The 13,686-nt window shown below is 72.7% G+C and carries 13 protein-coding genes; 5 read left to right on the plus strand and 8 right to left on the minus strand.

All coding sequences use genetic code 11. From position 1 onward, the window contains the following. Positions 1-12 precede the first annotated feature (12 nt). Both ACH4G3_RS32515 and ACH4G3_RS32520 read right to left on the minus strand, forming a co-directional pair. Positions 13-1,329 carry a serine-threonine protein kinase gene (locus ACH4G3_RS32515; protein ID WP_397627870.1) on the minus strand — a complete coding sequence of 439 codons (1,317 nt, stop codon included), beginning with the start codon at positions 1,327-1,329 and terminating at the stop codon, positions 13-15. Positions 1,330-1,435: 106 nt separating this feature from the next. Further along, positions 1,436-2,671: an exo-beta-N-acetylmuramidase NamZ family protein gene (locus ACH4G3_RS32520; RefSeq protein ID WP_397627871.1), complete on the minus strand. Its 1,236-nt coding sequence runs from the start codon at positions 2,669-2,671 to the stop codon at positions 1,436-1,438. A 195-nt stretch (positions 2,672-2,866) separates the two neighbouring features. On the opposite strand from ACH4G3_RS32520, the gene ACH4G3_RS32525 reads away from it, so the two are divergent. The 3 genes from ACH4G3_RS32525 to ACH4G3_RS32535 are packed head-to-tail and all read left to right on the plus strand — an operon-like array spanning position 2,867 to position 5,923. Further along, entirely contained in the window at positions 2,867-3,640 is a 774-nt protein-coding gene (locus tag ACH4G3_RS32525; RefSeq protein ID WP_397627872.1) for an SDR family oxidoreductase, read from the plus strand. Next, positions 3,637-5,301 (plus strand): class I adenylate-forming enzyme family protein, encoded by a 1,665-nt coding sequence (locus tag ACH4G3_RS32530; RefSeq protein WP_397627873.1) that lies wholly within the window; start codon positions 3,637-3,639, stop codon positions 5,299-5,301. Before ACH4G3_RS32525 ends, ACH4G3_RS32530 begins: the two co-directional genes overlap by 4 nt. A 28-nt stretch (positions 5,302-5,329) precedes the next feature. After that, positions 5,330-5,923 (plus strand): TetR/AcrR family transcriptional regulator, encoded by a 594-nt coding sequence (locus ACH4G3_RS32535; protein WP_397627874.1) that lies wholly within the window; start codon positions 5,330-5,332, stop codon positions 5,921-5,923. A gap of 69 nt (positions 5,924-5,992) precedes the next feature. Here ACH4G3_RS32535 and ACH4G3_RS32540 read toward each other — a convergent pair whose 3' ends face one another. Together ACH4G3_RS32540 and ACH4G3_RS32545 are read right to left on the minus strand one after the other, a co-directional pair. Next, on the minus strand, positions 5,993-7,207 hold the full coding sequence (locus ACH4G3_RS32540; RefSeq protein WP_397627875.1) for an acyl-CoA dehydrogenase: 1,215 nt from the start codon (positions 7,205-7,207) through the stop codon (positions 5,993-5,995). A 5-nt stretch (positions 7,208-7,212) separates the two neighbouring features. Continuing rightward, positions 7,213-8,235 carry a phosphotransferase family protein gene (locus ACH4G3_RS32545; protein WP_397627876.1) on the minus strand — a complete coding sequence of 341 codons (1,023 nt, stop codon included), beginning with the start codon at positions 8,233-8,235 and terminating at the stop codon, positions 7,213-7,215. 198 nt (positions 8,236-8,433) lie between these two features. Between ACH4G3_RS32545 and ACH4G3_RS32550 the strand changes: the two genes are divergently transcribed. Next, the gene (locus ACH4G3_RS32550; RefSeq protein WP_397627877.1) at positions 8,434-9,378 is read left to right on the plus strand and encodes an NADP-dependent oxidoreductase; all 945 of its coding nucleotides are present in this window, start codon (positions 8,434-8,436) and stop codon (positions 9,376-9,378) included. 666 nt (positions 9,379-10,044) lie between these two features. On the opposite strand, the gene ACH4G3_RS32555 is transcribed toward ACH4G3_RS32550, so the two are convergent. From ACH4G3_RS32555 to ACH4G3_RS32570, 4 genes are all read right to left on the minus strand, one after another. Next, a complete protein-coding gene (locus ACH4G3_RS32555; protein WP_397627878.1) occupies positions 10,045-10,380 on the minus strand; it encodes a DUF202 domain-containing protein in 336 nt (111 codons plus the stop codon). Beyond that, positions 10,377-10,769 carry a YidH family protein gene (locus ACH4G3_RS32560; protein ID WP_397627879.1) on the minus strand — a complete coding sequence of 131 codons (393 nt, stop codon included), beginning with the start codon at positions 10,767-10,769 and terminating at the stop codon, positions 10,377-10,379. The genes ACH4G3_RS32555 and ACH4G3_RS32560 overlap by 4 nt, the downstream gene beginning before the upstream one ends. A 108-nt stretch (positions 10,770-10,877) precedes the next feature. Further along, on the minus strand, positions 10,878-11,393 hold the full coding sequence (locus ACH4G3_RS32565) for an NUDIX hydrolase (RefSeq protein WP_397628125.1): 516 nt from the start codon (positions 11,391-11,393) through the stop codon (positions 10,878-10,880). 48 nt (positions 11,394-11,441) lie between these two features. Continuing rightward, positions 11,442-12,347 (minus strand): DMT family transporter, encoded by a 906-nt coding sequence (locus tag ACH4G3_RS32570; RefSeq protein WP_397627880.1) that lies wholly within the window; start codon positions 12,345-12,347, stop codon positions 11,442-11,444. 365 nt (positions 12,348-12,712) lie between these two features. Between ACH4G3_RS32570 and ACH4G3_RS32575 the strand changes: the two genes are divergently transcribed. Then, positions 12,713-13,663, plus strand: a complete 951-nt coding sequence (locus ACH4G3_RS32575; protein WP_397627881.1) for a hypothetical protein — start codon at positions 12,713-12,715, stop codon at positions 13,661-13,663. The last annotated feature ends 23 nt before the right edge of the window (positions 13,664-13,686 follow it).

The raw sequence follows: 13,686 nt of genomic DNA on the forward strand, positions 1-13,686 counted from the left end.
GCGGGCGGCGGGTCAGCGGATACGGCCCGCCGCCAGCACCAGCCGGGCCAGTTCCTCGTGCAGGATGTCGCTGTGCGCGCCGGCGGGCGGGCCGCCGCGTCTGACCACCGCAGCCGCGTCGACGTTCACGCACCCCGAGCCGGGCAGCTTCGCCCGCAGGGCCTCGGCGAGGGTGTACGCGCGCGTGCCCGGCACCGCCTGCACCCCGTCGTAGCCCATCGCACCCCACTTGGCGCCCAGGGCCCGCCCCATGTCGAGGCCGGCGACGGTCCGGCTGTCACCGGCCATGCGGGACGCCAGCGGATACATCGTGCCCAGGGCCGTGTCGTGCCGGGAGTGGCAGCACACCACCGGACCGTCGACGCGGTTCTGCTGCCCCTGGAGCACCCCTCCGGCGCGGGCGTCGTGCGGCAGCCGGGCCGCGAACGCGTAGTGCGAGAACGCCCCTTGGAGCAGCGTCACCGACTTCACCGTACGCACGCCCTCGGGGAGGCCGCGCAGCGCGAACGACACCAGCCGCGCGCCGAAACTGTGCCCGACCAGGTGCACGCGCACGCCCGGCGCCGCCTTCGCCAGCTGCCCGACGACCCGCCCGAGACCCCGCTCCCCGACGGTCCCGGCCCGCCGCTTCATCGCGTAGTACGTCGCCTGCCGCAGCAGTTCGTGCGCCCCCTCCCAGGGGTTGGGGAGGCGGAAGCCCTGCCGCGTGCCGGGCCCGTCGAGCTCCGCCAGCGCCCGCGCGAATTCCTCGCAGGCCGCCGCCGAGGAGCCGGCCAGCATCTCCGGCTCGCTCTGCGGCACACCCTCCGCCACCGTGTCCGCCGCGAACAGCGCCTGCGGCCCGGGCGCCACCATCTCCACCAGCAGCCGCACCAGCCGCCCGAACTCCTCCAGCTCGGCCCCCTCCGGCGGCTGCTGCTCCAGCAGCCGGGCGATCTGGTCGACCAGGATCGCCCGGCCCGGGAAGGACTCCAGCAGCGCGTGCCGCGTGTCCTTGTCGAGCACCGGGCGCCGGGGTGCCTCGGCAGCCACGGCCCGCGGGAAGTCCGGAATCGGTTCGTCGGAGAACCGCATGGCCGGCCACAGCACGCCGACGTACCCGATCCGGGCCGCCGGGGCCAGCCGCGGAACGGGCGCCAGGAACCGGTCGTAGAGCCGGGTCGCCCCCGAGCGGTCGTTGTTCCAGCCGTGCGCGAAGACGACCAGGTCCCGCACCTTCCGCTCGGTCACCCCGGCGAGCAGCCGGTCGCGCGGGCGGCTCGCCGGGTCCCCGTCCGCGTCGAAGGTCAGCTCCCAGTAGGGCGTCACACTCATCGCCGGATCCGCCATGACAGGCCCCCTGTTCCCCCGGGTTACGCCACGATGTGGCGCATCGTCCTGCCAACGGGGGAGCTTGGCCATACGTCACGGGCGCATTGGGCGGGCGATGCCGCGCTCAGCGGTAGCGGAGGTACTTGCGCCGCATCCTCCGGAACGCCGCCAGCTCCTCCCGCCACCCCGCCACGACCTCGTCGGTGTCCGCGCCCGCGTCGATCATCGTGCGCACGCGTGCGGAGCCGGTGAGTTTGTCGATCCAGTGGTCGGAACGCCAGGCGAAGCCGCTCCAGACCTCTTTGGCTGTCACCAGCAGGGCGATCCCCGTCCGTACGGGATCGAAGACGACCCGGTCGTGCACATGGACCTGCACGCCGCCGATCGTCCTGCCCTGGAACTTCGAGAAGGTCGGCGCGAAGTACGCCTCCCGGAACCGCACACCGGGCAGGGCGAGTTCGTTCGCGGCGGCGGCCCAGCGCCGGTCGACGCCCTCGGCGCCGAGCAGCTCGAACGGCCGGGTCGTGCCGCGCCCCTCCGACAGGTTCGTGCCCTCGAACAGGCAGGTTCCCGAGTAGACCAGGGCCGTCTCCGGCGTCGGCATGTTGGGGCTGGGCGGTACCCAGGGCAGCCCGGAGGCGTCGTAGAAGTCCGAGCGTCTCCAGCCGGACATGGCCACGGTCTCCAGCTGTACCGGCTCGGTCAGGAACTCCTCGTTGAACAGCCGTGCCAGCTCAGCGACGGTCATCCCGTGGGCCTGGGAGATGGGCTGCCGCCCGACGAACGTGGCGAACTCCTTGTGCAGGACGGGCCCCAGGGCCGCCCGGCCGGTCACCGGGTTGGGCCGGTCCAGGACCACGAACCGTTTGCCGGCGAGCCGGGCCGCATCCATGCAGTCGTACAGGGTCCAGATGTAGGTGTAGAAGCGGGCGCCGACATCCTGGATGTCGAAGACGACCGTGTCCACGCCGGACGCGGTGAAGATGTCGGCGAGTGGCCGGCCGCTCTTGAGGTAGGTGTCGTAGACGGGCAGGCCGGTCGCCGGGTCGTCGTAGCGGCCCTCGGAGCCGCCGGCCTGGGCGGTGCCGCGGAATCCGTGCTCGGGGCCGAAGACGGCGGTGAGGTCGACGCGGTCGTCCTCGTGCATGACGTCGACGATGTGGCGGACGTCGCGGGTTGTGCCGGTGGGGTTGGTGACGACGCCGACCTTCTGGCCGTCGAGCAGGGCGTAGCCGCCGTGTGCGAGTCGTTCGAAGCCGGTGCGCAGTAGCCTGTGGCGCTGGGCGGCGGCGGTGCCGGGGGCGGCCGCGACGGCTGCCGCCGTGGCCGTGGTGAGGACTGCTCGTCTGGAAGGGTGCATGCGGTGACCTCCTTGAGCCGGGACGGTCGGCATGGGCACGGTATGCGCTCCCGCGGGCCGTGTGGAGGCTGCGGGCGGCCTGTGGCTTGTCGCGCAGTTCCCCGCCCTCCTTCAGGGGCGTTGCCCACGCCCCTTCCGTGGCACATACCGACCGGTTAGTCTGGCGCCATTGCCGAGCCGCGTCTGAGGAGACCGATGGTGGGAGCCTTTCAAGGGGCTGGAGTCGTTGTCACGGGGGCCGGTGGCGGAATCGGAGCCGCGCTCGCCCGGCGCTTCGCCGCTGAGGGAGCCCGGGTCGTCGTCAATGACCTGGACGCCGAGCGCGCCAAGCACGTCGCGGACGAGGTCGGGGGCGTCGCCGTGCCCGGTGATGCCTCGGCGATCGTCGCCGACGCCCGCGACGCGCTCGACGGGACCGTCGACGTGTACTGCGCCAACGCCGGCGTCGCCTTCGACGGCATCGATCCAGGTCAGGCGTTGGACGAGAAGGCCTGGGCGACCTCCTGGGAGGTGAACGTCATGGCGCATGTCCGGGCCGCTCACGAGCTGCTGCCCGCCTGGCTGGAGCGGGGCGGCGGCCGGTTCGTCTCCACCGTCTCCGCCGCCGGGCTGCTCACCATGATCGGCGCCGCGCCCTACGCCGTCACCAAGCACGGCGCCCTCGCCTTCGCCGAGTGGCTGTCGCTGACGTACCGGCACCGGGGTGTGAAGGTCCACGCCATCTGCCCGCAGGGCGTCCGCACCGACATGCTGGCCGCCACCGGCAGTGCGGGCGACCTGGTGCTCCAGCCGACCGCGATCGAGCCGGAGGCCGTGGCGGACGCCCTGGTGAAGGGCATCGAGGAGGACCGCTTCCTGATCCTTCCGCACCCCGAGGTCGCCGCCTACCACCAGGCCCGGGCCGGTGACCCCGACCGGTGGCTCACCGGCATGAACCGCATCCAGCAGCAGTGGGAGGAGAACCGGTGACCGAGTCCCGTTACGCGGCCAAGCCCTGGCTGGAGCTGCTCGACGACGCCCAGAAGGGCGCGATAAGCCCTGCCGACTCCCTCGTGCACGCCCTGCGCCGGGCCGTGGCCGAGACGCCGGACGGCGACTTCCTGGCCTACTTCGACGGCCGCCTGACCTACCGGGACGTCGACGAACTCAGCGACTCCGTCGCCGGGCATCTCGCGGCGCGCGGCCTGGAGCGCGGCGACCGGGTCGCGGTACTGCTCCAGAACTCCCCGCACTTCGTGCTCGCCGTGCTGGGCGCCTGGAAGGCGGGCGCGGTCGTCGTACCCGTCAACCCGATGTACAAGTCGGGCGAGGTGTCCCACGTCCTGCGCGACGGCGAGGTCGCCGCGCTGATCTGCTCGGACCGGGCGTGGGAGTCGTATCTGCGCGAGACGGCGGCGGACTCGCCCGTGCGGATCGTGCTCACCGGGTGCGAGCTGGACTTCCAGACGCGCGACGACGCGCGCGTACTGACCTTCGAGCGCCTGCCGCAGGCCCCGGACGCCGACGACCTCGTGACCGTGGCGCGGGCCGGGCACAAGGCACCCGAGGACCGGGACCGCGGCCCCTCCGACATCGCGCTGATCAGCTACACCTCGGGCACCAGCGGCGCGCCCAAGGGTGCCACCAACACGCACGGCAACATCATGTACAACGCCGAGCGCCAGCGGACCGGCCTGGGACTGCCCGAGCGGCCCGTCTACTTCGCGCTGGCGCCGCTGTTCCACATCACCGGCATGGTCTGCCAGTTCGGCGCCTGCCTGAGCAGCTCGGGCACGCTCGTGCTGGCCTACCGCTTCGAGGCCGGCGTGGTGCTCGACGCGTTCGCCGAGCACCGCCCGCACTACACCGTCGGCCCGTCCACGGCCTTCATGGCGCTGGCCGCGCACCCGTCCGTCACCCGGGACCACTTCTCCTCCTTCCGGGTGATCTCCTCCGGCGGCGCCCCGCTGCCGCCCGCGCTGGTGGAGAAGTTCCGGGCGGGCTTCGGGCCGTACATTCGCAACGGCTACGGGCTGACCGAGTGCACCGCGCCGTGCGCCTCCGTGCCGCCCGGTCTTCAGGCGCCCGTCGACCCGGTCTCCGGGACCCTCGCGGTCGGTCTGCCCGGCCCCGACACGGTCGTACGGATCGTCGACGACAACGGCGACGAGGTGCCGTTCGGCGGACAGGGCGAGATCGTCGTACGGGGGCCGCAGGTCGTGCCCGGCTACTGGCGGCGCCCCGACGCCACCGCGGCGACGTTCCCCGGCGCCGAACTGCGCACCGGCGACATCGGCTTCATGGACGAGCAGGGCTGGCTGTACGTCGTCGACCGCAAGAAGGACATGATCAACGCGTCCGGCTTCAAGGTGTGGCCGCGCGAGGTCGAGGACGTGCTCTACACGCACCCGGCGGTGCGCGAGGCCGCCGTGGTGGGCGTGCCGGACGGGTATCGCGGGGAGACCGTCAAGGCGTACATCAGCCTGCGCCCGGACGCCGACACGGACCCGGATGCACTCGCCGCCTACTGCAAGGAGAGACTGGCCGCCTACAAATACCCGCGCCAGGTGGAGATCCTGCCGGACTTGCCGAAGACGGCCAGTGGGAAGATCCTCCGTCGGGAACTTCGTTCCCGGACGCAAGGCAACTGACAGCAGGACGGAAAGGCAGGTGGCGGCAGTGCCCAGGACGACGGACTCGGACGGCACCCCCGTACCTCAGCGGCTCCTGGCCGCCGCCACCCGGCTCTTCGCCGAGCAGGGCTACGACCGCACCTCGGTGCAGGAGATCGTCGAGGCGGCCGGGGTCACCAAGGGGGCGCTCTACCACTACTTCGGCTCCAAGGACGACCTGCTGCACGAGGTGTACGCGCGCGTGCTGCGCATCCAGCAGGAGAGACTGGACGCCGTGGCGGACGCCGACGAGCCGGTGGAGAAGCGGCTGCGGGCCGCGGCCGCGGACGTCGTGGTGACGACCATCGACAACCTCGACGACGCGATGATCTTCTGGCGGTCCATGCACCACCTGAGCCCCGAGAAGAACAAGCAGGTCCGCGCCGAGCGCCGCCGCTACCACGAGCGCTTCCGCGCGCTGGTCGAGGAGGGCCAGGAGGCGGGCGTCTTCTCCAGGGCGACACCGGCGGACCTGGTGGTCGACTACCACTTCGGGTCCGTCCACCACCTGTCGACGTGGTACCGCCCCGAGGGCCCGATGAGCCCTCAGCAGGTGGCGGACCACCTGGCGGACCTGCTGCTGCGCGCACTGCGCCCGTAACCGGGAAATACCGGGCTGTGCCAAGGGGCCGGCGGGGGCGAGGAGAACCCCCCCCGCCGGCCCGCCGCGTCACACGTACCGCTTCAACTCCCGCCGCGCCAGCGACCGCTGGTGCACCTCGTCCGGCCCGTCCGCGATCATCAGCGTCCGCGCCCCCGCGTACAGCTCCGCCAGCGGGAAGTCCTGGCTCACACCCCCCGCACCGTGCAACTGGATCGCCCGGTCGAGAATGTCCACCACCGCCCGGGGCGTAGCGATCTTGATCGACTGGATCTCGGTGTGCGCCCCCTTGTTGCCCACCGTGTCCATCAGCCACGCGGTCTTCAGCACCAGCAGCCGCAACTGCTCCACGGTCACCCGCGCATCCGCGATCCAGTTGTGCACCACACCCTGCTGGGCCAGCGTCTTCCCGAAGGCCGTACGGGACACCGCCCGCCGGCACATCAGCTCGATCGCCCGCTCCGCCATCCCGATCAGCCGCATGCAGTGGTGGATCCGGCCGGGACCGAGCCGGGCCTGCGCGATGGCGAAGCCGCCGCCCTCCTCGCCGATGAGGTTCGACGCCGGCACGCGCGCGTGGTCGAAGATCACCTCGGCATGGCCGCCGTGGTAGTGGTCCTCGTAGCCGAAGACCTGCATCGCGCGGTTGATCGTCACACCCGGCGTGTCACGGGGGACCAGGATCATCGACTGCTGACGGCGGATGTCGGAACCCTCGGGGTCCGTCTTGCCCATCACGATGAAGATCTTGCAGTCCGGGTGCATCGCCCCGGAGATGTACCACTTGCGGCCGGTGATGACGTACTCGTCGCCGTCCCGCTCGATGTGCGTGGTGATGTTGGTGGCGTCCGAGGAGGCCACATCCGGCTCGGTCATCGCGAACGCCGAGCGGATCTCGCCCGCCAGCAGCGGCTCCAGCCACTGCTTGCGCTGCTGCTCGTCGCCGAACTGGGTGAGCACCTCCATGTTCCCCGTGTCGGGTGCCGCGCAGTTCGTCACCGTCGGGGCCAGCTGCGGGGAGCGCCCCATGATCTCGGCGAGCGGCGCGTACTGGAGGTTGGTGAGCCCGGCACCGTACTCGGAGTCCGGCAGGAAGAGGTTCCACAGGCCCTGCCTGCGCGCCTCGGCCTTCAGCTCCTCGACCACCGCCGGGGTCTCCCACGGCGAGCCGAGCTGCGCCCGCTGCTCGTGCGCGACGGCCTCGGCCGGGTAGACGTACTCGTCCATGAACGCCAGCAGCTTGCCGCGCAGCTCCTCGGTGCGCGCGTCGAACGCGAAGTCCATGTCCGTCAGCCTTCCTGAAGGGTGGTGAGACCGTGCTCGATGAAGACGGGGACCAGGCCGCCGATGCGGTCGAAGCCGTGCCCGACCGTCTGGCCCAGGGTGTAGCGGTAGTGGATGCCCTCCAGGATCACGGCGAGCTTGAACCAGGCGAACGCGGTGTACCAGGAGACCGCGGAGACGTCGCGCCCCGAACGCGCGGCGTACCGCTCGATCAGTTCGGCCGGGTCCGGGTGCCCGGGTGCCTCGGCGGTCGTGGAGACGGGGGAGTCCGCCGCATCGAGCGGGATGCTGTACATCGCCAGCAGACCCAGGTCGGTGAGCGGGTCGCCCAGGGTGGACATCTCCCAGTCGAGGATCGCCTTGATGCGGTCGTCCTCGCCGATCAGGACGTTGTCCAGCCGATAGTCGCCGTGCACCACCGCCGGGGCGGGGGAGGAGGGCAGCCGCCGGCCGAGCGTCGCGTGCAGCTCGTCGATCCCGGCCAGCTCGCGGTTGCGCGAGGCGTCCAGCTGCTTGCCCCAGCGGCGCAGCTGCCGGTCCAGGAAGCCCTCGGGCCGGCCGAAGTCCGCGAGCCCCACCTCTCCCGGGTCCACCGCGTGCAGCTCCACCAGCGCGTCCACCAGGTTCAGCACCGCGCCCCGGGTCCGCTCCGGACCGAGCGGGGCGAGCTGGTCGGCCGTGCGGTACGGGGTGCCTTCGGCGAACTCCATGACGTAGAACGGCGCGCCGAGCACCTCCTCGTCCTCGCACAGCAGCACCGGCCGCGGAACCGGCACGGCGGTCGGGTGCAGCGCGCTGATCACCCGGTGCTCGCGCTTCATGTCGTGCGCGGTGGCCAGGACATGGCCGAGCGGGGGCCGTCGTACGACCCACCGGGAGGTGCCGTCGGAGACGGCGTAGGTGAGGTTCGACCGTCCGCCCTCGATCAGCCGGCCGGACAGTGCGCCGCTCACCAGGCCGGGCAGCTCACGGTCGAGCAGGCCGCGCAGCCGGTCGAGGTCGAGTCCGGGCGGGTGGTCGGGGCTCATGCGTCGCTCCTACGGGCAGGTGAACAGTTCCCGACTCATGATGCCGACCGGTCGGTATGTCGTCCAGAGCGGGGCCGAAACGTGATCGGAGCCACGATAGGCCGACGACTCCCGCCGTGGGGCGCCGGGGAGGTTTCGGCCGGTTCGTTCAGGCCATCCGGCTTGCGTGCGACCCTGCGAGCCCGGAAGGTCTGATTCATGAAGGCGATCAGCTACTCACGGTACGGCGGACCCGAGGTGCTGGCGTTCGGGGAGGTCCGCGATCCCAAGGTCGGCCCGGACTCGGTGCTGGTGAAGGTGCGGGCGGCGTCCGTGAACCCCGTCGACTGGAAGGCCCGCCAGGGCTACCTCGAGGGGCTCTTCGAAGCCGCGTTCCCGGTGGTGCCGGGCTGGGACGTCTCGGGCGTCGTCGTACGGCCCGGCGTGGCGGTCTCGGAGTTCGACGTCGGGGACGAGGTCATCGGGTACGTGCGCGAGGACTTCCTCTCCCGCGGCACCTTCGCCGAATACGTGGCCGCGCCCCTGCGCACCCTCGCCCGCAAGCCGCGCAACCTCTCCTTCGAGGAGGCGGCCGGACTGCCGCTGGTCGGGCTCACCGGCTACCAGGTCCTGGTCAAGGTGCTCCAGGTGAAGCGGGGCGAGACGGTGCTGGTGCACGCCGCGGCCGGCGGGGTCGGCTCGATCGCCGTGCAGCTCGCCGTCCATCTCGGTGCCCGGGTGATCGGCACGGCGAGCGAGAGCAACCATGAATTCGTGCGTGGCCTCGGCGGGGAGCCGGTGACGTACGGCGAGGGCCTGGGCGAGCGCGTGCGCGGGCTGGCGCCCGAAGGTGTGGACGCGGTGTTCGACACGGTCGGCGGGGACGCGCTGAAGGTCTCGGCGAACCTGCTGGCCCCCGAGGGCCGCCTGGCGTCGATCGCCGACATCGACGTCGTGAACTACGGCGGCCGCTACTACTTCGTCCGCCCCGACGCCGAGGACCTCCGGCGGCTGTCCGAACTGGCGGAACAGGGCGTGCTGAGCGTGCACGTATCGGAGACGTTCCCGCTGGAACGAGCGGCCGACGCACACCGACTGAACGAGCAGGGCCGCACGCGCGGCAAGATCGTCGTGACGGTGGACTGGGAGCCGGAGGACACATAACCGCAGGCCTGAGCCTTGACGCCCGACGCGCGCGCCCTGGCATGAGGGTGCGCCCGGCGGGCGACGCCCGGACGTACAGCGCCCCACCTCCGGTGGGCGGCGCCAGGGCGGTCGGTGGTTCCAGCGGCCGCTCCGGCGTCCTGCGGTCCGGGTTCCCGGGCCGACGCCTTGCGGCGTGCGGTCCCCGGCAGGCACCGCTCGGCATGCGACCCCGGCGGTCGGTCGGCGGCAGCCGCCCGCAACGCGCGGTGCCTGGCGGACGAGTGCCGCCTCGCTGGTCGGGCGCCCGCGGTGTTCGGTCCTCGGCGAGGCCGGGAGGTGGTCCCTGGCAGGCACCACTCGCGACATGCGGCCCAGGCGGTCGGCTGCCCCTGGCCCTCGGCGGCAGCCGCCCCCAACGCGTGGTGCCTGATGAGCGCCCCTCGCTGATCGGGCGCCCGCGGCGTGCGGTACTCGGCGCGCCCGGGTGCGGTCCCCTGCGGTCCGCCGCCCCGGCCCTCGGCGGCGGCCGCCCGCAGTGGCCTGGCCGGACGAGCGCCGGCCCCCTGATCGGCGGCGCGGCGTAGAGTGCCTGGCGCGCCCGGGGTGCGGTCCCTGGCAGGCGGCCGCCCGCCGCCCTGGTGACCGGCGTCCCGGCCCCGGTGGCCGGCCGCATCGCGCTGCGGCCTAGAGGACGAGCGCCGCCCCGCACGCCGCCATCGCCAGCGTGCACAGCACCGCGGCCGTGGCGTGTCGGGGGGCGAACGCCGCGGGGCTGGTGGTGGCTGCGAGCGTGCGGATGCGGCGGTGGGCGATGGTCAGGAAGGCCAGCCACAGGACGCCGCACAGCGCGCACGCGACGATCCCGGGCGTCGACGCCCCGCCCTGCAGCGCGGTCTTCACGGCGAGCACGGCGGCGACCGTGCCCGACAGCGTCGTACGCCGCCACGCGAGCCGGGTCCGCTCGGGTTGCAGCCCGGGGTCGCGGTCGGGGTCCTGCCGTCGGGCCGCCGGCGCGTTCACCCCTTCCACCCCACGAGCACCACGACGACCATGACGAGGGCCACGATCGCGACGACGAGGCTCAGCACCGCCGGGAACCGGGACACCGGCAGGTCCTCGCCCCGGCGCATGGCCCGCTCACAGCGCACCCAGTGGTTGACCGCCCGCAGCGCGCACAGCACGCCCGCGGCCAGCAGCGCCAGCGCCAGCCCCACCCGCCAGCCCCAGCGCAGGTCCGGCAGGAACTGGTCCACGGCGAAGCCGCCGCCGATCAGTGCGAGGGCGGTGCGCAGCCAGGCCAGGAAGGTGCGTTCGTTCGCCAGCGAGAACCGGTAGTCCGGCGTCTCGCCGTCCCGCCGCACCTCCGCCGGCGCGAACCACAAACGGACGTTCCGTACGAACTCGATCACGTGCGCGACCCTACCGGGGACCCCGTCGCCGGGCGCTGCCGGTGCCGCCCGTCACCGTGCGGCCTGCCGCAGTGCGGCCCGACCCGGTCGGCAGCCCGCTCAGCCCGCTCAGCCCGCCGACCGAAACGCCGTGAGCCGCTCGTACGCCGCCAGCCCGTCCGGCACCCACTCCCAGTCGTCCAGCCGCCGCCGCACCTCGTCCTCGGGCAGGAAGTCGTGCCAGGCCACCTCCTCGGCCTGCGGCTGTACCGGAAGGTCGCACCGGACCTCGTACACCGCCGACCACCAGGTCTGCCCGGCGCCGTCGTCGTAGAGGAACTTGAAGAGGTACCGGGGGAGCGGCAGACCCGTCACGCCCAGTTCCTCCTCGGCCTCGCGCAGCGCCGCCGCGTCGTAGGACTCGCCCGCGCCGACCACTCCGCCGACGAACATGTCGTACAGGGAGGGAAAGACCAGCTTGGTCGGCGTCCGCCGGTGCACGAAGATCCGGCCCTCGGCGTCCCGGGCCTGGATGAACACACAGCGGTGCCGCAGCCCTCCGGCGTAGGCCTCGCCCCGGGGCGACTGCCCGATGACCCGGTCGTTCTCGTCGACGATGTCGAGGATCTCGTCAGCGGGGCTCATGCCCTCGTCGGCAGCGCTCATGCCCTCATCCAAGCAGGGCGCGAGGCCTCACTGCGCCTGCGGCTGCGGCTGAAGCTGCCCCGCACGCACCCGCTCCGCCGCCCCGGTCGGCATGGCCGGATGCAGACCCAGCAGGACGATCCCGGCCACCACGGCCAGGAGGCCGCCCGCCTCCCAGCTCAGCGCCACCGCGTCGGTCCGCAGCCGGTCGCCCAGGAAGCCGACGCCGCAGATGATCCCGGCGATCGGCTGGGCCGCGGTCAGGGCGGGCAGCGACTTGCGCAGGGACGCGGTCTCGAAGGCGCTCTGCACGAGGACCAGCCCCGTGACGCCCAGCGCGATGACGGCGTACGGCTGCCACCCGGTCAGCAACTCGGCGAAGCCGCCCTCGGAGAACCTCTCCCCGCTCACCCGCGTGAGCGCGTCCTGCACGCCGTAGAGGAGCCCGGCTCCCAGGGCCAGCAGCACCGGCCCGGAGCTCAGCCGGGAGCGCTTCGCGTGCGCGGTGAGCAGCAGGGCGAGCCCGACCATCGCCCCGATGATCAGCCACTGCCGGGTGGGATCGGCCGTCGCGGCGCCGCCCTGTGGCTCGCCCGCCACGATGAACGCGCTCACACCGCCCGCCAGCAGCAGCAGGCCTCCCCAGCCCTGGCGGCCGAGCGGCTGCCGGGTCTGCCGACGGGACAGCGCGAGGGCGAACAGCAGGTTCGTCGCCAGCAGCGGCTCCACCAGCGACAGCTCGCCCTGCCCCAGCGCGGCCGCGCCCAGCGCCATGCCGACCACCATCAGCGCGATGCCGCCGAGCCAGCGCGGCACCTTCACCAGGTCGACCAGCAGCCGGAAGGACAGGAAGTCGTTGAGCGGGGCGCGCTGGGCCGCGTTCTGCTGAAGCACGAAACCGAAGCCAAGACAGCAAGCGGCGCTCATGGCGAGCACCAGTACCAGAACCGACACGCGGTGTACCTCGATCATCAGGTCGGGTCACGATGGCGTAGGGGCCGACTGTACCGGCCGGCTCCGCCCGGCGCGCCCGTACGTCATGCCATGGTGCGCGGTGCTGGCCGCCCAGCACTATGACGCACGCCACAAAGGGCGAAACGGAAAAATCGGATGCCTGCCTCGCCCACCTCTGAGGCCTCGCTGATCACAAAATCCTCACAAGTGGCAGCAGTTGACGCGTGTAACGCCCTTGCCGGCCTTGACGTCAAGCATTGGCTGGGGGTTGGCTGTGCGTGATCAGTTCATGGCGAAGCGCACACATGCGCTCCATCGACCGCCGTGAGCCGAAACACAAGAAGAGCGCGTGAGGAAGTTCCGCGGTGCCCCCACCCCCGCCTCCCCTCGGCCGTGGCCGCAGACGTGCGTCTCAGGCCTTCGACGAGGCCCTCGACGACGCCGACCTCGTGGCCGCGCGCGCCGCGCTGGCGCAGGGCCGCTGGCAGAACGCCCGCTCCCTGCTGGTGCACACCGGAGACGACTGGGACCGGCGCGGCCACCGCGTCACGGTCCTCGCCCGGGAGCCCTACTGCGCCGCATGGGCCCGTGAGTGGCTGCTCGCCGAACCCGAGTCCGCCGACGCCTCCGTCCTGCTCGCCCTCGCCCAGGTCCGGCGCGCCCTGCACGGCAAGGGCAAGCCGGCCGGCGCCCGCGAGGCCTGCGCGACCGCCGCCGCCCGCGCCCCCGCCGACCCCACCCCCTGGCTCGGCCTGCTCCTGCTGGAGTGCGCGCTCGGCACCGACCAGGACGTGGTCCGCACTTTCGAGCAGGTCCGCGCCCGGTACGCCGACCACCACCACGCCCACCACCTGATGGTCGCCCGGCTCGCCGGACGCCGCACCGAGGCCGGTCCTGACCCGCTGCACGAGGTCTACGACTTCGCCAACTGGGCCGCCGAACAGGCACCCGCCGACTCCCCGCTCGCGATCCTGCCGGTCATCGCGCACGCCGAGCGCTACCGCGCGCTTGCCGCAGCCGGGCACGAATCCGCCGACCCGGCCACCTCGGGCCACTGGACCGGCCGCCGCGCCCGGCAGGTCATGAAGGCCGCCTTCGACTGGTGGCTGGAGTGGGAACTGGAAGGGCACCCGCGCCGGCTGATCGACCTGAACTTCCTCGCCCACGCCAAGTACTGCGAGGGGCGGGGCGCCGAGGCCGCCGCCCTGTTCCACCGGATCGGCCGGTACGCCACCCCGGCGCCCTGGTCGTACCCGGACCGCGACCCGCACACCGCCTTCGCCGCCGCCCGCGCCGGCGCGCTCGGCACGGCCTGACACCCCCGGAAATCCAGAAGTGA

Source organism: Streptomyces afghaniensis (assembly GCF_044327915.1).
In the GTDB taxonomy this organism is placed as follows: Bacteria; Actinomycetota; Actinomycetes; order Streptomycetales; family Streptomycetaceae; genus Streptomyces; species Streptomyces afghaniensis.